Annotated in this window: 15 protein-coding genes, 9 tRNA genes and 1 pseudogene; 17 read left to right on the top strand and 8 right to left on the bottom strand. The window is 37.7% G+C overall.

All coding sequences use genetic code 11. The features are described 5' to 3' along the window. Positions 1 to 18: 18 nt before the first annotated feature. The 9 genes from F8162_RS14820 to F8162_RS14780 all read left to right on the top strand — a co-directional run bounded on the left by F8162_RS14820 (position 19) and on the right by F8162_RS14780 (position 787). Positions 19 to 94: transfer RNA gene (locus F8162_RS14820), tRNA-Asp, on the top strand. A 14-nt stretch (positions 95 to 108) separates the two neighbouring features. Continuing rightward, a tRNA-Phe gene (locus F8162_RS14815) sits at positions 109 to 184 on the top strand. 14 nt (positions 185 to 198) lie between these two features. Continuing rightward, positions 199 to 274: transfer RNA gene (locus F8162_RS14810), tRNA-Thr, on the top strand. A gap of 10 nt (positions 275 to 284) precedes the next feature. Then, a tRNA-Lys gene (locus tag F8162_RS14805) sits at positions 285 to 360 on the top strand. A 13-nt stretch (positions 361 to 373) separates the two neighbouring features. Next, a tRNA-Gly gene (locus F8162_RS14800) sits at positions 374 to 444 on the top strand. Between the two features lie 10 nt (positions 445 to 454). Next, a tRNA-Ile gene (locus F8162_RS14795) sits at positions 455 to 531 on the top strand. Positions 532 to 538: 7 nt separating this feature from the next. Beyond that, a tRNA-Asn gene (locus F8162_RS14790) sits at positions 539 to 613 on the top strand. A gap of 6 nt (positions 614 to 619) precedes the next feature. After that, positions 620 to 710, top strand: a tRNA-Ser gene (locus F8162_RS14785). A 5-nt stretch (positions 711 to 715) separates the two neighbouring features. After that, positions 716 to 787: transfer RNA gene (locus F8162_RS14780), tRNA-Glu, on the top strand. Between the two features lie 227 nt (positions 788 to 1,014). On the opposite strand, the pseudogene F8162_RS14770 reads toward F8162_RS14780, so the two are convergent. Beyond that, positions 1,015 to 2,237: pseudogene (locus tag F8162_RS14770) on the bottom strand (MFS transporter). Between the two features lie 322 nt (positions 2,238 to 2,559). Here F8162_RS14770 and F8162_RS14765 point away from each other — a divergent pair. Both F8162_RS14765 and F8162_RS14760 read left to right on the top strand, forming a co-directional pair. Next, positions 2,560 to 3,159: a TetR/AcrR family transcriptional regulator gene (locus F8162_RS14765; RefSeq protein WP_151631733.1), complete on the top strand. Its 600-nt coding sequence runs from the start codon at positions 2,560 to 2,562 to the stop codon at positions 3,157 to 3,159. Positions 3,160 to 3,728: 569 nt separating this feature from the next. Next, entirely contained in the window at positions 3,729 to 4,673 is a 945-nt protein-coding gene (locus F8162_RS14760; RefSeq protein WP_088232905.1) for an L-lactate dehydrogenase, read from the top strand. Positions 4,674 to 4,846: 173 nt separating this feature from the next. Here F8162_RS14760 and F8162_RS14750 read toward each other — a convergent pair whose 3' ends face one another. After that, a complete protein-coding gene (locus F8162_RS14750) occupies positions 4,847 to 9,070 on the bottom strand; it encodes a S8 family serine peptidase (protein WP_151631732.1) in 4,224 nt (1,407 codons plus the stop codon). A 32-nt stretch (positions 9,071 to 9,102) separates the two neighbouring features. Beyond that, the gene (locus tag F8162_RS14745; protein ID WP_151631731.1) at positions 9,103 to 9,708 is read right to left on the bottom strand and encodes a CalY family protein; all 606 of its coding nucleotides are present in this window, start codon (positions 9,706 to 9,708) and stop codon (positions 9,103 to 9,105) included. A 471-nt stretch (positions 9,709 to 10,179) separates the two neighbouring features. On the opposite strand from F8162_RS14745, the gene glgB reads away from it, so the two are divergent. From glgB to glgP, 5 genes are all read left to right on the top strand, one after another. Then, entirely contained in the window at positions 10,180 to 12,117 is a 1,938-nt protein-coding gene (gene glgB / locus F8162_RS14740) for a 1,4-alpha-glucan branching protein GlgB (RefSeq protein ID WP_151631730.1), read from the top strand. Next, complete coding sequence (gene glgC, locus F8162_RS14735) at positions 12,065 to 13,195, top strand: glucose-1-phosphate adenylyltransferase (protein ID WP_151631729.1); 1,131 nt, start codon at positions 12,065 to 12,067, stop codon at positions 13,193 to 13,195. Before glgB ends, glgC begins: the two co-directional genes overlap by 53 nt. Before the next feature lie 18 nt (positions 13,196 to 13,213). Further along, positions 13,214 to 14,248 (top strand): glucose-1-phosphate adenylyltransferase subunit GlgD, encoded by a 1,035-nt coding sequence (glgD, locus tag F8162_RS14730; protein ID WP_151631728.1) that lies wholly within the window; start codon positions 13,214 to 13,216, stop codon positions 14,246 to 14,248. A gap of 113 nt (positions 14,249 to 14,361) precedes the next feature. Beyond that, positions 14,362 to 15,792 (top strand): glycogen synthase GlgA, encoded by a 1,431-nt coding sequence (gene glgA, locus F8162_RS14725; RefSeq protein WP_151631727.1) that lies wholly within the window; start codon positions 14,362 to 14,364, stop codon positions 15,790 to 15,792. A gap of 18 nt (positions 15,793 to 15,810) precedes the next feature. Further along, on the top strand, positions 15,811 to 18,219 hold the full coding sequence (glgP, locus tag F8162_RS14720) for a glycogen phosphorylase (protein WP_151631726.1): 2,409 nt from the start codon (positions 15,811 to 15,813) through the stop codon (positions 18,217 to 18,219). Between the two features lie 214 nt (positions 18,220 to 18,433). On the opposite strand, the gene F8162_RS29240 is transcribed toward glgP, so the two are convergent. The 3 genes from F8162_RS29240 to F8162_RS14710 form a co-directional block, all read right to left on the bottom strand. Next, on the bottom strand, positions 18,434 to 18,568 hold the full coding sequence (locus tag F8162_RS29240) for a hypothetical protein (RefSeq protein ID WP_081257150.1): 135 nt from the start codon (positions 18,566 to 18,568) through the stop codon (positions 18,434 to 18,436). 76 nt (positions 18,569 to 18,644) lie between these two features. Further along, a complete protein-coding gene (locus F8162_RS14715; protein WP_151631725.1) occupies positions 18,645 to 19,367 on the bottom strand; it encodes a lipase family protein in 723 nt (240 codons plus the stop codon). A gap of 163 nt (positions 19,368 to 19,530) precedes the next feature. After that, entirely contained in the window at positions 19,531 to 20,313 is a 783-nt protein-coding gene (locus F8162_RS14710) for a TIGR00266 family protein (protein WP_001147830.1), read from the bottom strand. A 321-nt stretch (positions 20,314 to 20,634) separates the two neighbouring features. On the opposite strand from F8162_RS14710, the gene cspD reads away from it, so the two are divergent. Next, on the top strand, positions 20,635 to 20,835 hold the full coding sequence (gene cspD / locus F8162_RS14705; RefSeq protein ID WP_001193052.1) for a cold-shock protein CspD: 201 nt from the start codon (positions 20,635 to 20,637) through the stop codon (positions 20,833 to 20,835). Between the two features lie 44 nt (positions 20,836 to 20,879). Here the strand turns inward: cspD and F8162_RS14700 are convergent, their stop codons facing one another. Both F8162_RS14700 and F8162_RS14695 read right to left on the bottom strand, forming a co-directional pair. Next, the gene (locus tag F8162_RS14700; RefSeq protein ID WP_151631724.1) at positions 20,880 to 21,611 is read right to left on the bottom strand and encodes a yteA family sporulation protein; all 732 of its coding nucleotides are present in this window, start codon (positions 21,609 to 21,611) and stop codon (positions 20,880 to 20,882) included. 109 nt (positions 21,612 to 21,720) lie between these two features. After that, entirely contained in the window at positions 21,721 to 22,674 is a 954-nt protein-coding gene (locus tag F8162_RS14695; protein ID WP_098498991.1) for a 1,4-dihydroxy-2-naphthoate polyprenyltransferase, read from the bottom strand. Between the last annotated feature and the right edge of the window lie 66 nt (positions 22,675 to 22,740).

Below are 22,740 nucleotides of genomic sequence, written 5' to 3'. Positions count from 1 at the left end.
CTGTCCCCGCAACCAAATGGTCCCGTGGTGTAGTGGTTAACATGCCTGCCTGTCACGCAGGAGATCGCCGGTTCGACCCCGGTCGGGACCGCCATTTTTTTACATAAAGGCTCGGTAGCTCAGTCGGTAGAGCAGAGGACTGAAAATCCTCGTGTCGGCGGTTCGATTCCGTCCCGAGCCACCATTTTGAAGTCGCAAGCCGACTTAGCTCAATTGGTAGAGCAACTGACTTGTAATCAGTAGGTTGGGGGTTCAAGTCCTCTAGTCGGCACCACTTTCAAAATGAGCCATTAGCTCAGTTGGTAGAGCATCTGACTTTTAATCAGAGGGTCGAAGGTTCGAATCCTTCATGGCTCACCATTTACAATTTAATGCGGGTGTAGTTTAGTGGTAAAACAAGAGCCTTCCAAGCTCTGGTCGAGAGTTCGATTCTCTTCACCCGCTTTTCAATTATGGGCCTATAGCTCAGCTGGTTAGAGCGCACGCCTGATAAGCGTGAGGTCGATGGTTCGAGTCCATTTAGGCCCACCATAATTGTTCCGCAGTAGCTCAGTGGTAGAGCTATCGGCTGTTAACCGATCGGTCGTAGGTTCGAGTCCTACCTGCGGAGCCATATTATAGAGAAGTACCCAAGTGGCTCAAGGGGCTCCCCTGCTAAGGGAGTAGATCGCGAACGCGGTGCGAGGGTTCGAATCCCTTCTTCTCTGCCAGAATTGGCCCGTTGGTCAAGTGGTTAAGACACCGCCCTTTCACGGCGGTAACACGGGTTCGAATCCCGTACGGGTCATACTAAAAGAGATAGCATAATCTGCTATCTCTTTTTTGTTGTGTAAAAGTGGACTTTGGATAGTCTGCTTTTTTTTATAGATTTCTTGTATACTTTTTTCTATTTAGATCGTCTAACTAGTAGAAAGGAGAGAGCGATGGAGTATGAAAAGGTCATTATAGAAACATCAAAAAGTAGGATTACCTTTTCTGATGAATAAGAAAAGGTAATCCTACTTTTTATATGTTTTAACTCTCTGCTGAATGTTCATCTGGTTTCATAGCAGCATGACTATATGCGGAGTGGAGAGTTTTGTATCCTAAAAGTGCAATAGTTAAGGCAAGGCCTCCTGCTATAATAGCCACACTAAATCCTGCCCGAGCTCCAAAGTTATCAATAACTAAACCAGCTACCGCTGATCCTAGGGAGACTCCAATACCAAGTCCTGTAATTGCCCAAGTCATTCCTTCGGTTATTTTTGATTCAGGTACGATTTTTTCCACAAGACCCATAGTAATAATCATAGTAGGAGCGACAGATAACCCTGCAAAGAAAACAATAACTACTAGCCAAGGAATAGTGTTTACGAAAACTAGTGGCAGCATTGTTATCATGGAAAGTGTGACTGCTATTAAAAACTGATTATAGGGTGGAGTATTGAGTTTAAGAGTACCGAAAATTAGACCTGCAAGGCATGAACCGATTGCATAGACAGAAAGCACAAAGCTAGCAGCTACCGTGTTTCCTTGATGTTCAGCAAAAGCTACACTAACGACATCTATTGTACCAAATATAGTACCTATGGCAATGAGTGTGAATACTAGTACTCGTACAGAACCAATTTTAAACACTGTTCCTTTGTTTGTAATGTCGTGAGGGTGTACAGGCGGTTCTGTGCTTTTTGCATGGTGAATAGGCATACCCCAATTGTGAGAAAAACAGATGATAAAAGTGGGCCTGCTTCTGGGAAGAACATAACACTTAAACTGACAGATAATACAGGACCAATTATGAAGCAAATTTCGTCGACGACCGATTCGAAGGAAAATGCTGTATGCAATTTATGGGATCCACGGTATAGTTTAGTCCAACGTGCACGCACCATGGCTGACATGTTGGGCATACAACCTGCACATAAGGCGGATAGAAATAGCGTCCAATAAGGAGCTTCATATTTCGTACATAGAAGTAAGAGGATTGTAAAGAAAACACTGATACCTGTAGTCGGAAGAAGTATGCGAGATTGCCCTAATTGATCGGCCATCCGAGAAATATGAGGAGCTAGTAAAGCTGATGATAATGTAAAGGTGGCTGCAACTGCTCCAGCAAGCCAATAGTCCCCACGTAACTGAGATAACATTGTAACAATACCAATGCCCATCATTGATATGGGCATCCGAGCTATAAATCCTGCTAATGAGAATCCTTTTGTACCAGGAGCACTGAAAATTTCACGGTAGGAATTAAACATAATAATCACCAAAGTATTTGACGTTTACATATACATTCTTCATTCTTTTAACTCCTCCTCTGTTTCATTAATACCTTCTATAAAAAGGGACAGTGAGTCAATGTAGGTATGGGTAAGACGTTATATTATCTTGTAGGCTAGAAATAATTGACATACGCACCGTATGCCAATATCATATTAACATACGGTGCGTATGTCAATTGAAATGTTTTATCTCTGGATAGAGAGCTGACGTTCAAAGGAGTTATTCTTTTACATAGAGAACGATACTATAATGCGATTTATTTTGAATAAAGAGAATGAATAGAAATAGGAGGAAAAGATGGTTAAAAAAACGAGAGCAGAAATGATTACTGAAACACGTGCTAAATTGCTGAGTGCAGCAAGAGAGGCTTTTGGTACAGTTGGATATGTAAACACGTCTATGGATGATTTTACAGCATCTATCGGTTTAACACGTGGTGCAATTTATCATCATTTTGGTGATAAAAAAGGATTGTTAGAAGCGGTTGTAAAAGAAATTGACATGGAAATGGATAATAAATTAGGGGAAGTATCAGATGAGGCCGAAGGAAAATGGGAAGGATTTGTTGGACGTTGTCGTGCGTATTTAACAATGGCACTTAATCCAGAAATTCAGCGAATCGTACTTCGAGATGCACCAGCAGTATTAGGAAATAGTTATTATCAATCATCACAGTCGCAATGTTTAACGACAATGGCGGAGATACTTCAACAATTAATGAAGGAATCTATTATTGAAAAAACGGACTGTGAAGCTTTAGCAAGATTCATAAATGGCGGACTAGTGGACCTTGCTTGTTGGATTGCGAATTCTGAAGATGCAGAGATGCAGTTGTCTAAAGCTTTGCATAGCCTATCACTTATATTGGATGGTTTATTACTAGAAAAGAACGTGTAATTTTAACGGATATTTTTTAATATGTAGTAATGGGTAAAAGGGAGGTGATAAAGTATAGGCTAATTCATTTATCCCGCTTTAATGGGCAGTAAGACCCCCACCTCAAAATTCAGCGAAAGCAAAGAAGTTAGGTGGGGGATCAACTGCCCATAAAAGTCCGATTGGTTCAACTAATAATCAGTGGGGGATGAAGAAAACCCCCACTGATTAAAGTTTCACTTTATTTCACCGTATTCTATATAGGTCAACTGACGTCCAGCTTATAAGGGGATAATGTGTTAGTTTGATTATAGAAATTGAATTTAGTTGTAGGGAATAATCAAATCACATTCTTTTTATTCACAATCTAAAGAAAACGCCTTCATTGAGATTGATTTCATACTTGATTTAATAACTTTACACTCTATGTGAAAAAGTTCACAATTAGGTCATAATTTGTGAAGTAATTCACAAAGATACGTGCTACAATATGAATGTAAAGAAGTTAAACAACATTAAATTAGTATTTTAATTAATTACTTAAACAATCATAAAAAAATATATGTGAACAATAGAGAGGGGAAATTAACATGAAAAAAGGTATCAATCGTGTAGTATTAGTAGGAACAGGAGCTGTAGGTTGTAGTTACGCTTACTCAATGATCAACCAAGGTGTAGCTGAAGAATTCGTATTAGTAGATGTTAATGAAGCAAAAGCAGAAGGAGAAGCAATGGACTTAAGCCATGCGGTACCATTCTCTCCAGCAGCAACAAAAGTTTGGAGCGGTAGCTATGCAGATTGTAAAGATGCAGATCTAGTTGTTATCACTGCTGGATTACCACAAAAGCCAGGTGAAACTCGTTTAGACTTAGTTGAGAAAAATACAAAGATCTTTAAACAAATCGTTCGCGGCATTATGGATAGCGGATTCGATGGAATTTTCTTAATCGCTACAAACCCAGTTGATATTTTAACTTACGTAACTTGGAAAGAATCTGGTTTACCAAAAGAGCGTGTAATCGGTTCTGGTACTACTTTAGACTCTGCTCGTTTCCGTTACATGTTAGGTGACTACTTAGATGTAGATCCACGTAACGTTCATGCTTACATCGTTGGTGAGCACGGTGACACTGAACTTCCAGTATGGAGCCACGCTACTGTAGGTGTACAAAAACTAGAAACAATCTTAGCTAACAACGAGCAGTACAATCAAGAAGACTTAGATAAAATCTTCGAAAATGTACGCGATGCAGCTTACCATATCATCGAGCGCAAAGGTGCAACTTACTACGGAATCGGTATGTCACTACTTCGTGTAACTAAAGCAATCTTAAGCAACGAGAACAGCGTATTAACTGTATCTGCATACCTTGAAGGTCAGTATGGTGAGAAAGATGCTTACGTAGGTGTTCCAGCTGTTATTAACCGCCAAGGTGTACGTGAAATCGTAGAACTTGAGTTAAATGAAGAAGAAAAAGCGAAATTCGCTCATTCTGTAAAAGTATTAAAAGAAACAATGGCACCAGTACTATAATAATTGCTAAATAATTCAGGGGCGGGAAACTGCTTCCTACCTCTGAGTTTTTATATAATTTAATATAAATTCCTTTTCCGGTTTCCCTTGTATATCCCCAATATACCCCTTTTGCTGGATCAGGGTCGTTTATAGAAAAGAGCACTCTACTTGATATAGAGTGCTCTTTATTATTATTTTTTAGGTGTTAATCCTAATTTCTTTAAAATATCTGCAAGTGTACCGCTTTTTGATTTTTCAACAGGCGTTTGTGATTTAGATGCATCCGGTCCTTTTTTCAAGAAGTTCTTTTCAACGAAGCGAATATCTTTTTCGTCGACAATGCCATCTTTGTTAAGGTCGCCGTCTTTCACAGATAGTCCTTTTTTACCATAGTTGCTAGCGATAATTTCTGCATCTTTCACATCAATCACTTTATCTCCATTTACATCACCTGCAAGGCTTTCATCAAGGCGCGCATAATAATATTGGCCAAGTAGCTTACCATCTTTTTCGGTACCTAATTTCGTTGTTAGTCGGCTTGTTAAATGTCCTGGAACCTCTACATATAAGTTATAGTTGCGTTTATTAACAGGAAGTCCATTCAGTTTGAAGTAACCGTATTTATCAAGTGAGCCTTCAAACTTATGACGGTAAGAATCTGTTGCATATACTTTTACGCCAAGCTTTGTGTAATCGAATTTCTCATCTAAATAGCCACGTTCATTTAAGAATGCACTAGGTTTAATATTACCTTCTACGAGTGAGTTTAATGACATTACTGAGAATGTTTGATCTTGAAGTACACGCATTCTGTTTGGCTCTGATTCACCTTGTTTCCAGTAAGCAAACACTGCTAAATCTAATTGGGCATTTGCTTCATAAAATTCATCGTTTTCTACTTTGAAAGTTACATCAATGAACGGGAAATCACCATCTAATCCAGCGAAGTTTTTGTCATCAATAGCTCCGCCCACTGTAACAGAACCTTCTTCTAGTTTCGGTTCATATACTTTTGCCGTTACCCCTTTTTCAGAAAGGAGTTTTTCAAAAGCAGGATTCAATTTCGCATTTGCAAATTTGAAGTTCTTCTCTAGGAACTTCACGTTAAATTCTCCAGATACAAATTGTTTTACATGTTTGGCGTTTAGTGTCAAAGTGAATTCATCATCTTTATATAATTCTTTTTTATCATAACTAGCTTGCGCATATTGAGCACCTTGCGGGATAAACCAATAGTTATTTACACCGCTCGGGTAGTCAGGACCTGCAGTTGCATAATCGAAAATATATACGCCTGTGTTCATTGGGCCTTCCACCTTAAAGGATTCAGGAGTAATGCCAACTTTAAAGTCACCATTTGCATTAATAGGCAAAAACTTATACAAGTATGGAGAATAATCATAGTACATAACACCGTTCGCTTCTTGTGTAATATTTAATCCTTTTCCTTTTAAGTAGTCAACGTTAGAATCATATACATTTCCTTTAATCCATAGTGCTTTTTTACCGTCTTCTACTGTATAGTTTTCTTCATTTAATTCATAAATACCAGGTTGTAATCCCGTTAATTTCACTTCCGGTGGTGTATTATCAATTACGACATAATCACCTTTCACACGTGCTTTTCCAGCTTTATCATAGCCAACAAACTCAATTGTGTAATCACCTTCAGGTAAATCAATTTTCTCATTACCAATTGGTTTTGCAGGGTCATTTGTAAAAGGATACACTTTTCCGTTAAAGAAGGATTCTAAGTAATAATACACATCCGTTTTTAGTCCACTCGTGTTTAACGTTCCAATGAAGCCGAGAGCCTTATTCGTTTTTGAATCTTTCACGATAAGATCTAACGTTTCAAGTTCGCTGTTTAATTGGAATGCCCCGTGTAAATATGATTCACGATATGGGTTAAATTTAGATGTATCAGTTGAAATGGATTTTCTTGATACTATCGCATTTTCAATACCAGGTTCTGATACACGAATAGAGAACGGAATTTGATACGTTTCTTCTTTATTTTTCGTATTTGTAATATGAATATATCCTTCATATCGGCCTTGCTTTGCACCAGCTGGAACATTAATTTTTGCTTCAATTTCATCTGATTTTCCGGCATCAATCGTAATTGTTTCAGCAGTAGAAACTTTTACACCGTTTGCGGTAGCGTCGTTAATAGCAGAAGATGCTGGTGTGTAAGTAATTTTTGTTTTCAATTCTTTCTTCTCTTGTTTATTACGATTTTTAACTTTAATTTTTCGTTTTTGTTCAAGAGATTCCCCATCTTTTTGATAGTATTTACCGAATACAATGGATCCAGTTTCTTCTGGTACTTCAATCACTTCATCATTCACAATTGTTTTTGTCGTATCTAACACTTTAAAGCTTGTTTCCGTGTGAACAGAGTTATAAGCATCTACTCGTCCAGCTCCAACTTCGTATACGGAATACTTTTCTTTTAAATCGTCAGCAGTATTCATAAGAGAAGCCTTTACATCGAATGGAGAGTATTCTGGGTGTTCTTGCAAAATAAGAGCAGCAACGCCAGTGATATGAGGAGATGCCATGGATGTTCCTTGCATACGTTCATAGGAAACATCGTAGTTTTCGCCCTCTTGTGGGTCGTTAATATATTCAGGTACTGTTGAAAGTACTGCCACACCAGGCGCTGTAATATCAGGTTTAATATCATCATTTGATGTAACAGGGCCGCGTGAGCTAAAGTCTGCAAGATGATCGCCTTCTGTTTGAATGTAATTGATTTCATCGAAAGTTAAGGATGTTTTGCCTTGTTCGATTTGAGCTTTTAGTTTTTCGCCATCTTCTTTCGTTAGGCGGAATGCTGGAATGTATTTTGTGCTTTCGCCAATGTAGTAAGAAATTTCTCCATCCACATTGTTATAAATAATAACTGCCTTTGCACCAGCTTGTTTCGCATTCGCAATCTTTTCATCAAATGAGATTGTACCACGTGCAACGAGAGCGATTTTTCCTTTTACATCCTTTTTACTAAACTCGTCAGGAGTACCGATTCCTACAGATTCAATAGGGAGAGATTGTCCTTTGAAATCTTCTATTTTATCAGTGAAGTTTTTGCCAAATAAAATGAGGTTAGGGAATTGTAATTGTCCAGCATGCCCTGATAGTTTCGGTAAGGAAATAGAGCTATCACTTGCTCCAACTGTAATAGCAAATGGAGAAGCACCTGGTGAGCCGAGTGTCGCTGGATTTGGACCAGAGTTCCCGGCAGCAACGACTGTAACAACACCGGAAAGCATCGCGTTATTGACAGCGATAGATGTTGGATCAAGCGGATTGTTGCTATCGTCACCTAACGATAAGTTAATGACGTTCATACCGTCAGAAATAGATTTATCGATTGCAGCAATAATACCAGAACTATCTCCGCTTCCATAAGGACCGAGTACACGATAGTTATACAGTTCAATGTCAGGTGCAACACCTTTTACTGCGGAATCGGATTTGTTTTTCTTTTGAGCAGAAACGATACCTGCTACGTGAGTACCATGAGCGGTGTAGAAGGAAGAGCCACGATCATCAAATTCAGGAGCGCCAGATTGTTGCCACTCTGCATAAGTTGTTTCCATCGGATCTGCATCGTTATTAATAAAGTCCCAACCTTTTACGGAGTTTGGATCTATTTTACTAGAGTCCTCGCCATTTTTTGCACGGTATCCTTTATAAACATCTTTTAAATCAGGATGGTCGTAATCAATACCTGTATCTAATACACCAACTTTAATTCCTTTTCCGGTAATGCCCTCGCTATGTAACTTATCTACCCCAATTTGCGGAATGCTATCTGTTAGTTTTTGAGGTGCTTTCTGCTCCGCTTGTTTTGGTAAATTTAATTTTACTTCGTAATCTTTCCAAATACGTTTTACAACGCCAATTCGTAACAATTCTTCAACTGTATTTGCAGGTAATGTCAGCGCAACACCATTTATCGCATGTTTATAAGAACGTTTAATTTGTACAGACTGGAAATTCCCTGATTTTACTGATGGACTGAATTGATGAAGACGTTTTAGTCCTTTTTGGAATTCCTCATGTTCTTGATCAATGCGTGCTTTTATATTTTCAGGAGCAGCTTGTAACCCTTTTTCTTTTTGTTTTAATTCATTAATCTTTACTGGCGCAGTTTGAAATTCTACAATGATATTTACTGGTTCGGAACTACTCGTATTAATATCTGGTGAAATAGTAAAACCAGGATTGGCATCTAACGTTTGTAATGCCTGGCGCTGTTCTTTAGAAAGTTTCGATAGTAAAGACTGGGCGTTTGAAGAGTCAAGTTGATTAATAGGATTTTCAGCAAGTACATTGAACGGAAGGGCAGTTGAAAATAGAACACCAGCCGTTACAATTCCGGTAACAAAACGATTTTTCTTTTTCATGTATAGGCCTCCGATAATTTATATTTTAAAAATTATTTCTCCACGCCTGGTGTTTGTTCTGCATGGAATGTCCAGTTTAGCTGTAAGGAATCACCCTGAAATTTATTTTGATCTTGATCGTTGTCTTCAAAGGAGAAGAGAACGTGTAAGGAATCTGTTTCACCAGATTTAATACCATCTATTAAGTTATGACGTTCTAGAGAAGTAGCTACATCTTCAGGTTTCATAGTTTTTAATTCTGATAGTTTTGTTTCCCACAAAATTTCATGATCATCGTTTGGATTAGATGGCTTTCCATCATTCACTAAAAATCTGACGATGATGTGATCGCCTAAATCTTCACTATCATTATTTTGCTTTGCATCTGTAACTTCATAGGATGTTTCAAGTGCTACTTTTGCAATATCCAATGTTCCTTTGTTTTCAAGCTTGAAATTTCTTTCAATCAAATCACCTGGTTTTAAATCTTTCACATTAACAATTACACTTGGGTTAATAGAAAGATCTAGTGTACCAGCTTGAAATGAGTTACTAGATGTTTCAGAATCACTGAAATAGGCGAATACACCGCCGAATGTAAGGGATAAGCCAAGTGAAGCTGTGACAACTCCCATTCCGACCTTTTGTTTTAATGACATAAGAAAGCCCCCTAATTTAATTTTTTATCAACCTTTCGCCTGGAGTATGGATAGAGTAAACATAGTGTTTCAGTATGAATTATATTTGCGAGAGTTCGACGTTCTTTATTGAGAACAAGTATATGCTTATGAATTTTCCATTTCAATGAAATTGTGACAAAAAATGTTGAGAAACATTTTTTTATGACAGATTATTTTGTTGCGATTTTAAGTGATAACTAGCGAGTAAAATAGGATAAATCTAATGAAATAAAGGTTGAGAAATAAATAATAGGATGAAAGACTAGTAAGAAATGAAGCGTTTGCAATGAATATTCGTCAAAATTCGATATTTTACACAGTAAATTTGAATATTTTAAGCGAAATTAAAGAAAAAAACGAATATTTTTTAAAAAATAACAAGGATATTTCAGTTTTTCGCAGAAATGATAAAGAGTAAAAAATTTCTGTCATCTTAGTGAGGTGAACATATTGGATGTAATAAATTGTGAAGAAGTGAAACGAGATGAGTTTCATACAGAAAAGTACTATGACAGTTATAACATCTTTGGGGCACATATTGTGACGGAAGATGGGATGCGAGGTGTACGATTCACAGTATGGGCTCCTCATGCGAAAGCAATGAGTGTTGTTGGAGATTTTAATGAATGGGATTATGAGCAACATAAGATGCTACAAGTGACAGAAGAGGGGATTTGGTCCTTGTTTGTACCGCATATTGAAGAGAATGAGATATATAAGTATGCGATTGAAACGATGGACGGTGACGTGATTTTAAAAGCAGATCCTTACGCAGTATATGCAGAAGTAAGACCAAATACGGCATCTGTAGTTTTTGATATAGAGGGATATGAATGGAATGATAAAAACTGGATTCGTAAGAGAAAGAAAAAATCGATTTATAAAGAAGCGATGACAGTTTATGAATTACATTTCGGTTCTTGGAAAAAGAAAGAAGATGGCGCTCTGTATTCTTACAGAGAAATGGCCGAGGAGCTCATTCCGTATGTGGTGGAACATCAATTTACACATATTGAAATTATGCCGCTTGTTGAGCATCCATATGATCGTTCTTGGGGATATCAAGGAACGGGATATTATGCAGCGACAAGTAGATTCGGCACGCCACATGATTTGATGTATTTTGTCGATGAATGTCATAAATATGGAATCGGTGTCATTTTAGATTGGGTGCCGGGGCATTTTTGTAAAGATGCTCACGGTTTATATTTGTTTGATGGGACACCGACTTATGAATATAAAGATATAGATGTACAAGAAAACCTGGTATGGGGAACTGTCAATTTTGATTTAGGCAAGAGGGAAGTACGTAATTTCTTAATTTCAAATGCGTTATTTTGGATGAAGTATTTCCACATTGATGGTTTTAGGGTGGACGCAGTTGCGAACATGCTGTACTGGAATAAAGAAGGACAAGAGCAAAGTAATGAGCACGCTGTTTCATTTTTACGAGAGTTAAATGAAGCGGTGTTTGCAGAAGATGAAGATTTTCTTATGACAGCAGAAGATTCAACAGCTTGGCCACTTGTAACAGCCCCAACGTATGAAGGTGGGCTTGGGTTCAATTACAAATGGAATATGGGCTGGATGAATGATGTGCTGAAATATATGGAGTGTGCGCCTGAGTACAGGAAGCATATTCATGAGAAAATGACGTTTTCTTTAATATATGCCTACTCTGAAAATTTCATATTACCGCTTTCTCATGATGAAGTCGTTCATGGGAAAAAGTCGTTATTAAATAAAATGCCAGGAGATTACTGGGATAAGTTTGCTCAACTTCGTTTGTTATATGGATATTTCTTTACTCACCCAGGTAAGAAATTACTCTTTATGGGTGGAGAATTCGGGCAGTTTGATGAGTGGAAAGACCTTGAAGATTTAGATTGGAATTTACATGATTTTGAAATGCATCGTTATATGCATGATTACTTTAAAGAGCTCATAGCATTGTATAAGCGCTCCAAACCACTTTGGCAGCTTGATCATTCACCTGAAGGGTTTCAGTGGATAGATGCTAATAATCATGAGCAAAGTATTTTCTCGTTTATTCGCCAAGGAGATAAACAAGAAGATGCGTTAGTTGTCGTATGTAATTTTACGAAAGCTACATATGAAAACTATAAAGTAGGTTTGCCAGATTTCGAGTATTATAACGAGATTTTAAACAGTGATGCTGAGCAATATGGCGGATCAGGGCAAGTGAATAAGAAACGCCTCAAGACGATTCCAGAACCGTATCATAATCAAGCGGCACATGTAGAAATTACAATTCCACCATTTGGCGTATCCATATTACGACCAGTGAAGACGAGAAAGGGGAGCAAAAAACAAGATGGCTCAAAAACAAAAGTGCGTAGCAATGTTACTAGCAGGGGGAAAAGGTAGTCGATTAAGTGCATTAACAAAAAATTTAGCCAAGCCAGCTGTTCCATTTGGTGGTAAATATCGCATTATTGATTTTACGCTAAGTAACTGTGCAAATTCTGGTATTGAAACGGTGGGGATTTTGACGCAATATCAACCACTCGAACTTCATAATTATATCGGAATCGGCAATGCGTGGGATTTAGACCGAGTAAGCGGTGGAGTCACAGTGTTACCTCCTTATGCGGAGTCTTCAGGTGTGAAGTGGTACACAGGTACGGCAAGTGCCATTTATCAAAACTTAAACTATTTAAGTCAGTATGAACCAGAGTATGTTCTGATTTTATCAGGCGACCATATTTATAAAATGGATTACAGTAAAATGCTAGATTACCATATGGAGAAAGAAGCGGACGTTTCGATTTCTGTTATTGAAGTACCTTGGGATGAAGCGAGTCGTTTCGGTATTATGAATACGAACGAAGAGATGGAGATTGTTGAATTTGAAGAGAAACCGCAATTTCCAAGAAGTAATCTTGCGTCAATGGGAATTTATATTTTTAACTGGGCAATTTTGAAAGAGTATTTAGAGATGGATGCAAGAAATCCTGAATCTAGTAATGATTTCGGAAAAGATGTACTTCCGCTTTTATTAGATGAAGGGAAAAAGCTGATGGCGTATCCATTTGAAGGATATTGGAAAGATGTTGGAACGGTGAAAAGCTTATGGGAAGCGAATATGGATTTACTTCGCGATGAAACATCGCTGAATTTAAACGATCGTAATTGGCGTATTTATTCTGTGAATCCAAATGAGCCACCTCAATATATTGCAGAAAAGGCAAAAGTAGAAGAATCACTTATTAACGAAGGATGCGTCATTGAAGGGGACGTGAAGCATTCTGTGTTATTCCAAGGGGTGACGGTGGAAGAAGGTAGTATGGTTATTGATTCTGTCGTTATGCCAGGAGCGAAGATTGGTAAAAATGTTGTGATTGAAAGAGCAATCGTTGGTTCGGAAATGGTTATTGAAGATGGAACAATTATTCGTCCAGAAAAAAATGTCGACGATGTAGTACTCATTGCTGAAGGGAAATAGAAAAGGGGGATGGAATGAATGGGAGAAAAAATGTTAGGAATTATTAATGCAACGGGAAGTTTTCCTTCCTTAAAGAAAGTAACAGGGCATCGTTCACTAGCGGCATTACCGTTTGGGGGCCGTTATCGACTCATTGATTTCATGCTTTCAAATATGGTGAATTCTAATATTCATAGTGTAGCGGTTTTTACAAGTCATAAAAACCGTTCACTAATGGACCATGTCGGTTCAGGAAAACAGTGGGATTTAGATAGAAAAAGAGACGGACTGTTTTTATTCCCGCCAAATTGCCAATGTGATCAAGATGAATTTGGGTCTTTTGCACATTTTAGAAGACATATTGATTATTTTTTAAGAGCTAGAGAAGAGTACGTTGTTATTACGAATAGCCATCTCGTAACAGCATTAAATTTTCAAACAGTGTTAGAGCGACATGTACATACGGCAGCTGATATTACTGAAGTTTCCCATGAAGGGGTTTCGCTTCAAACATACGTGCTAAAGAAACAATTATTGTTAGATTTATTTGAGACATATAAAGATGTGGAGCAATACAGTTTATTTGATGTAGTGAGAGAAAAGCGCGGAAAATCACTGCATATTGCTACGTATGAGCATACAGGATATGTAGCTATTATTGATTCGATTGAAAGTTACTATAAACATAGTTTAGAAATTTTGCAGCCTGCTATTTGGAAGCAATTATTTAAGAAAGAAGCACCGATCTTTACGAAAGTAAAAGATGAACCACCAACTCGTTACCTGAAGGGTGCAGCCGTGAAAAACACAATGATTGCAAACGGCAGTATTATCGAAGGCGAAGTAGAAAATAGTGTTGTCTCCCGTTCTGTTAAAATTGGAAAAGGTTCCATTGTTCGTAATAGCATTATTATGCAAAAGAGCAAAATTGGAGATAACTGTATAATAGACGGTGTTATTATTGATAAAGACGTGAAAATTGGTGACGGTGTTGTACTAAAAGGAAACGCCGATGAGCCATATGTTGTAGAAAAAGGAAGCATTCAAAACAGTACGATTAATAGTTATTCTTAAAAGAATCAGTGGGGGTTTTTCCTCCGCTGATTAAAGCATTCATTTAAATGAAAACTCGAAGGGAGGAAGCTGCAAGGGAAGTCGTATAAGCTTTTCGTGCAGTGGGACAACAAGTGAATATTTTATTTGCAGTATCAGAATGTGTACCATTTGTTAAATCGGGAGGATTAGCTGATGTAGCAGGTGCGCTCCCAAAAGAGCTAAAAAAATTAGGTGTGGACGTTCGCGTTATACTTCCAAATTATAGTCTTATTCCGCAAAAATTAAGGGATGGATGTACGTTACATAAAGTAATTAACGTCCCGCTTGGGTGGAGAAATCAATATTGCGGAATTTTAAAAGGTGAGCAGGACGGGATTACGTATTACTTAATAGATAATGAATATTATTTTAAGAGAGATTCTCTGTATGGTCATTATGATGACGGAGAGCGTTTTTCTTATTTCTCGAAAGCAGTTTTAGAGTGTATTCCGCATCTTGATTTCGAAGTGGATGTTCTTCATAGCCACGATTGGCATACAGCTATGGTGAATTTCTTACTGCGTGAAAAGTATCAAGATAACCCATTATATGAGCATATTAAAACGGTGTATACGATTCATAACTTGCAGTTCCAAGGTGTATTTCCTCCTGAAGTGATGTACGACTTGTTAGAACTTGGTGATGAATATTTCCGTAGTGAGCAGCTAGAGTTTTATGGAAATGTGAACTTTATGAAGGGTGGGATTATCGCTTCTGATCGAATTACAGCGGTTAGCCCGACATACAAAGAGGAAATTCAATATGAGTTTTTCGGTGAGAAGTTAGATGGGTTGTTACGAAAACATAATGGTAAGCTTAGCGGCATCGTAAATGGAATTGATACGAGCGTATATAATCCAGAAACGGATTCGTATATTACTGCTCAATATGATGCAGAGTCATTAGAGGAAAAGAATGAAAATAAACGCGCATTGCAGCGTTATTTTGGTTTGCCAGAAAAAGAAGATACACCAATTATATCGATGGTAACGAGATTAACGAAGCAAAAAGGTCTTGATTTAGTACGTACTGTATTTCGCGAAATAATGGAGGAAGATGTGCAATGTATTATTTTAGGATCAGGTGATTCTGAATATGAACAATTCTTTGAGTGGATGGCATACGAGTATCCTGAGAAGGTAAAAGTGTATATCGGCTTTAATGAAGAATTAGCTCACCAAGTATATGCGGGAAGTGATTTATTCTTAATGCCATCACTATTTGAACCGTGTGGACTTGGACAACTTATCGCATTAGCGTACGGTACGATTCCGATTGTACGAGAGACAGGCGGATTAAATGATACTGTACAATCTTATGACGAAGAAACTGGAGAAGGAAATGGTTTCAGTTTCACGAACTTTAATGCACATGACATGTTGCACACGGTTCTTCGTGCAATTGAATTTTATCATGATAAACCAGTATGGGAGCAACTTGTAAAACAAGCGATGACTGAAGATTATAGCTGGGAGAAATCAGCTCTTGCCTATAAGAAATTATATAAAAGTCTCATGGAATAACATGTAGGTGGTGAAGAAATGTTTACTCATGTTGAAAGTTTCAAATCAGCTTTTCTAGAAAAGTTAGAGACGATGTATGGTAAAAGTTTCAAAGACTCTACAACTCGTGATCAATACAATACGCTTGGGTACATGGTACGTGAGTATATGAATAGTCAATGGATTGCAACGAATGAAAGTTATCGGTCTGGAGAGCAAAAGCAAATGTATTACTTATCCATTGAGTTTTTACTTGGGCGTTTACTTGGAAGTAACATATTAAATTTAGGCATCAGGGATGTATGTGAGCAAGGACTTTCTGAGCTTGGGATTTCGTTGCAACAATTAGAAGAGGTGGAAGCAGATGCAGGTCTTGGGAATGGTGGACTTGGACGATTAGCAGCCTGTTTCCTTGATTCACTTGCATCTTTAAACTTACCAGGTCATGGCTGTGGAATTCGTTACAAACACGGCTTATTTGATCAAAAAATTGTTGATGGTTATCAAGTTGAATTTCCAGAACAGTGGCTTCTTCATGAAAACGTATGGGAAGTAAGAAGACATGATCAAGCTGTAGAAGTAAGTTATTTCGGCAATGTTGAATCGCTATACATTGATGGTCGTTTAGAGTTCAGACATACGAATGCAGAAGTGATTATGGCAGTACCGTATGACGTTCCAGTAGTAGGTTATGAGACGAGCACTGTAAATACACTTAGACTTTGGAATGCGGAACCAGTTCCTTTCCCGCAAAATTGCAAAGATATTTTGAAATATAAGCGTGAAACAGAGGCGGTATCGGAGTTTTTATATCCAGATGATACGCATGATGAGGGAAAAATACTTCGTTTGAAACAACAGTATTTCCTCGTATCAGCAAGTTTGCAAAATATCGTTCGTATGCATAGAGAAAGATATGGTGACCTGCGTCAATTACATGAGAAAATTGCGATTCATATTAATGATACACATCCAGTTTTGGCGATTCCAGAACTGATGCGTATTTTATTAGATGAAGAAAAACTAGCATGGGAAGAAGCTTGGCACATAACGACGCAAACGATTTCTTATACGAATCATACGACGTTATCAGAAGCACTTGAGAAATGGCCAATTCACATTTTCAAACCGTTATTACCGAGAATTTATATGATTATTGAAGAGATTAATGAACGTTTCTGTCATGAACTTTGGGAACGTTATCCGTATGAATGGCATCGTATTGAAGAGATGGCGATTATTGCACATGATCTTGTAAAAATGGCTCATTTAGCAATTGTCGGTAGCCATAGCGTAAATGGTGTTGCAAAAATTCATACGGAAATTTTAAAGCAACGTGAAATGCGATTGTTTTATGAGTTTTATCCAGATAAGTTTAATAATAAAACGAATGGAATCGCTCATAGACGCTGGTTAATGAAGGCGAATCCGCAGCTGACGAACCTGATTTCAGAGGCGATTGGAACAGAGTGGAAGAAAGAACCAATTAAGCTTCAAGAGCTACAATTAGTTCAATATGATGCAAGTTTCCAAGAGAAATTTGCAGAGGTAAAACAAGAGCGCAAAGAGATATTAGCGGAGCGTATTCATAATAAAATAGGGATTACGATTGATCCTAATTCTATTTTTGATGTGCAAGTAAAAAGACTGCATGCTTACAAACGACAATTATTAAACGTTCTTCATATTTTATATTTGTATAACCGTTTGAAAGAGGATACTAGTTTTACATTTTATCCGCGTACTTTTATCTTTGGAGCAAAAGCATCACCTGGCTATTACTATGCGAAAAAAATTATTAAATTAATTAATGAACTCGCAAGGAAAGTGAATAATGATCCGTACGTGAGTCAATATATGAAAGTTATTTTTCTAGAAAACTATCGAGTGTCTGTAGCGGAAGATATATTCCCAGCTGCGGATGTTAGTGAGCAAATTTCAACTGCGAGTAAAGAAGCATCAGGAACAGGAAATATGAAATTTATGATGAATGGTGCGATTACACTCGGAACGTTAGACGGAGCTAATGTTGAAATAAAAGACCGGGTCGGTGATGATAACTGTTTCATTTTTGGCTTAACAGCGGAAGAGGTTCTTCATTACTATCAAAATGGTGGATATCGTGCAAGTGATTATTATCACCACAATATGCATATTAAAAAAGTAGTAGATCAGTTAACGAATGGCTTCTTTGCACATTCGGGAGCTGAATTTGAAGCGATTTATGATTCTCTCGTAATTCAAAATGATGAATACTTCGTTCTGCGAGATTTTGGTCCATATGCGGAAAGGCAAGAAGCTGTTGGTAGAGCTTACGAGAATCGAACGAAGTGGCTAGAAATGTCGATTTTAAATATTGCACAATCTGGTCATTTTGCGAGTGATCGAACGATTTTACAGTATAGTAATGAGATTTGGGGTATTGGTAATGCGGTTACACAGTATTAAAGTGGTTGCTACGTCGGAAAAGACGATATGAAAATATATCGGCGATTTTTTGAATATATCAGCGATTCTTAACTTATATCGGCGATTTTCAAATTATATCGACCAATACTTAAAATATATCAGCGATTTTTAAGATATATCGATTTACCGACAAAAATTGACACTAATAAAGAAACCGAGCTTAAATTCATTAAGCTCGGTTTTCCTTTTTTGCTTAAGAAAGAAATGGAATAGCGGTATATATTATACCTGTTCCACCATATTCTCCTGTCGCAAAGTATGAAAATGTAAAGAAACCTGTAAACGAAAAAATTATAATGAGAAAAAGTGCAAAGATAAATTTTAGCATGTAAGGTCCCCTCATCCGAAAATAATTTCATATATTATTATAGTATAAGGATGTTTTATTTCCAATTGTTTACTGGTTAAAAATGAGAAGTCAGACATGTTTTGTATGTTTTCATGGCATGATTATTTGTAATAGATTTTGTGTTTTTTGTAAAAGTCATGTTGTGATGAACGTGTGCATATTCCCAGTCTTGTTCATTAAAATGGACATTGCGCGGAGGGAGAAGAGGAACGACATCAAATAAATTAACAAAGCGAAAGCTACTAGCTACTTGTAGTTTATAATAATTACGAAATGCAATATCGCCCACTTTTGGAGAGGCAAATGTATAAAGACCGTACTGTGCGAAGGCGGTGTTGATACGCGCATCAAGTATATGTAGTGTAGCGAGCGCGCCGCCTAAGCTATGGCCTGTTGCAAGAAGTTTTTTATGGGCTGGTAGTGATACGAGCATATCCATAATAGAATCTCGGCAAGATTCATAAATGGAAAGAAAGCCGTTATGGACATTTCCGCTATTTAAAGCATATGGGTATGGTTTTTGGTTAACGAGTGAATCGATAATCCAGTCTGTATCTGTTTGTGTTCCGCGAAAAGCTACAATAATGGTATCCTCAGATTCTAGTATGAATCCGAACCATTCTGTCGTTTGAATCGTTTTTCCTTGAAAGCCTTGTACATATTGAAAACCATCTGGTATTTCGAAAATCCCATTTTGTTTATATTGTTCATACGTTAACTCACAACAAGAAGCTAACAGTATGGCAGTATCTTTATCGAAGGATAAAGGAGTACGCATTAAGGAAGCCCTCCTTACGAAAAGGTATAGTTCAATATATGCAGTGAGGGACTTGATTCATTCTTTTGGAGGGGGAATAGTTTGTATTGTTTATCTAAATAAATATATTAAGTGATGTTGATGGATAATAACAAAATAAAACAGCGCCCCATAAGGGCACTGTTTACTCTTTTCCATCTAATAAACGACCAAGTCCACCTAAAACGCTGCCTTCACCACTGTTTTGTGCTGCTGGGCTTGTCAGGCGTGCTGCTAAACGGCTAAGTGTTAAGGACTGAATCCAAACCGTTCCAGGACCTTCTAACGTTGCGAAGAATAAACCTTCGCCGCCAAATAGAGCTGTTTTTACTTTTCCAACGAACTCGATATCGTAGTTAACGTCTTTTGTCATGGCAACGAGACAACCTGTATCGATGCGAAGTCTTTCGCCAGGTTTTAATTCACGCTTATATACAGTCCCTCCTGCATGCATGAAAGCGAGTCCATCACCTTCAAGTTTCTGCATGATGAAACCTTCACCACCGAAGAAACCAGTTCCAATTTTTTTCGTAAACTCAATTCCGATAGAAACGCCCTTTGCTGCACAAAGAAACGCGTCTTTTTGACAAACGACTTTCCCTTGATATTGTGTTAAATCAACAGGGATGATTTTTCCTGGATAAGGAGCGGCGAATGATACGTGGCGCTTGCCATGACCTGTATTTGTAAAGACAGTCATAAACATACTTTCACCTGTAACAAGACGCTTACCAGCGCCCATTAATTTACCGAATAGACCACTAGATGGGCCAGAACCATCACCGAAAATGGTTTCCATTTCGATATGATCTTCCATCATCATCATTGCGCCAGCTTCTGCGATAACGCTTTCTTCTGGATCTAATTCAATTTCAACAAACTGCATATCATCGCCATATAATTTATACTCAATTTCATGTGCTTGCATTTTTTCACCCCATCATATGTAGTAATTATATTGTACAAAAATCAAAGGAATTAGAATACTGTAGATTTGTTAATTTTTGAATAAAACTAGAATGAAAATTTAAGGTTATACTAGGATTATAAAAAACGATGGTTTGAAAGTGTTCTCATTTGACGTTTTTGACATAGCATGATATAGTGAAAACACTATTGAGCTACATAATGTGGTACGGAAATAAAGCACGTTGAATTAAAGGCTGTAAGCTTGTTATACATTCATGTCCTTTATATCCACCTTTTCATGTGGATTCATAGTTTCATTTTTATTTAGGAGGTACATGACATGCAAACAGGTAAAGTTAAATGGTTTAACGGCGAAAAAGGTTTTGGCTTCATCGAAGTTGAAGGCGGAGAAGACGTATTCGTACATTTCTCAGCTATCCAAGGCGACGGCTTCAAAACTTTAGAAGAAGGTCAAGAAGTTTCTTTCGAAATCGTTGAAGGAAACCGCGGACCACAAGCAGCTAACGTTACAAAAAACTAATTAGCTAGCGATAAAAAGCATTCCGATTTTCGGAATGCTTTTTTTTATTCTTTGGAACTAGATTCATTTGAAGATAATTCGCCCTTAAAGGTACGCTCTTCAAAGTCATCAAGCATTTGTTCATACTCTTCATGTTCTTCTGTGGCGAAAACTTTCGGATTTTTACCATACATATCTGTTCCTATAAAGTTTTCGAAATCCTCTACATACCCAACATTTTCCTCACTATTTACGTACATGCCATTATAGTTTTTGGAATCCTGTCTTTCTAAATCGGACGGTGTTTCTGATGTCCCGTAATTTGCGACATCTTGCCATGCATCTTCAGCATCGTATTCTACAGAATGATCTTCGTCGTACTTGTGAAAAGAAGGAGCCAATACCTCTTCTTCAACTGGTCGCGTGTTCATATTTAATTTATTTGTAGTGTGCTGAATACACGTTGTAGCGGTTGGCATTGCCTCTAATCTTTCAAACGGAATCTCTTCGCCAGACACTTCGCAAATGCCATACGTACCCGCTTCTATTTTTTGTAGGGCGTGTTTCGTATCCTCTAGCTGCTTATGCCAAAATTCGATGAGCCCGAAATCTTTTTCACGTTCATATAGTTCTGTTGCCATATCAGCTGGATGATTGTCATAGCTAGATAATTCGCCAACAGAATCGCGTTCAGATGCACGATCTTCATTTTCATGTGTTTGTATCGTTTGCTCTAGTTCTTGTTTTTGTTTTTCTAAAACGGATTTAAATTGATTTATTTGTTGTGGAGTTAACATAGTCGTCCACCTTCCTACAATTCAGTTTCTTTACATAGTATGAGCGTTGCGAGTAGGAATTATGAGCTAAAATTGGTATATGAAAAAGGAGCCGCGTCAGCAGCTCCTTTTAAAGGAAATATCCAAGCAATAATCCGATTCCCATGAGGAGACCGAAGATTGTATTTGTTTTTGCTGTTGCAATCATTGCAGGTACCATTTCCATTGGAATGCTTTTGCCGATAAAACCTTTCGTCGCTTTAAATGCTTTCGGTGCACTTAAAAATACGATAAGCATCCATGGTGATACGATGTTAACGATAATTAGAGCGATTGTCCAAATATAAGAAACGATGAACATAGAAGCGAGTACACCAACGGCTCTTTCGCGTCCGACGAGAATTGCTAACGTTTTACGGCCGTTTTCTTTATCGCCATCTAAGTCACGAATGTTATTAGCTAGTAAAATGGCACCAATTAAAATGGAGCTTGGAATAGATAGTAAAATGACTTCTGATGTTACAGTTCCAGTTTGAATAAAGAATGAAATTCCAATAATAATGACACCCATAAATAATCCAGCTGTTAACTCTCCAAATGGTGTATAGGCAATTGGAAGTGGGCCACCTGTATAAAGGTAAGCAACGGCCATACAAACAAGACCGATTGCAGCAAGCCACCAGCTAGAATTCATACAAATATAAACACCTAATAGTATTGCGATGCCGAAAAATCCAAATGCTAAGTTAAGCACTGTTTTTGGCTGAATACCATCGCGAACGATAGCGCCGCCGATACCAACTGACCCTTCGTGATCGAGTCCTCTTTTATAATCAAAGTATTCATTAAACATGTTTGTTGCTGCTTGAATGAGAAGACAAGCAAGAAGCATCATAAGGAAAAGAGGGAGATGTATTTGATTTATACCTCCGACCTGCATCGCATAGGCTGTTCCGATGAAAACAGGAACGAAAGCTGCTGTTAATGTATGGGGACGTAGTAAACTCCACCAAATGCGCCAGCCTGTTTGCTTACTTGGCTTTGGCGCCGTAGGAGAGGAATTCGTTTCGACGTTCATTTCCATGTTGAATCCTCCTTTGGTCACATATTGTACACAACTAAGTGTAGAAAAAGCATCATTTAGTGTCAA

It is taken from the genome of Bacillus sp. CH140a_4T (assembly GCF_008923725.1).
GTDB lineage: Bacteria > Bacillota > Bacilli > Bacillales > Bacillaceae_G > Bacillus_A.
Note: the sequence above shows the minus strand (reverse complement) of the source record. Positions and strands in the feature narration are given on the sequence as shown.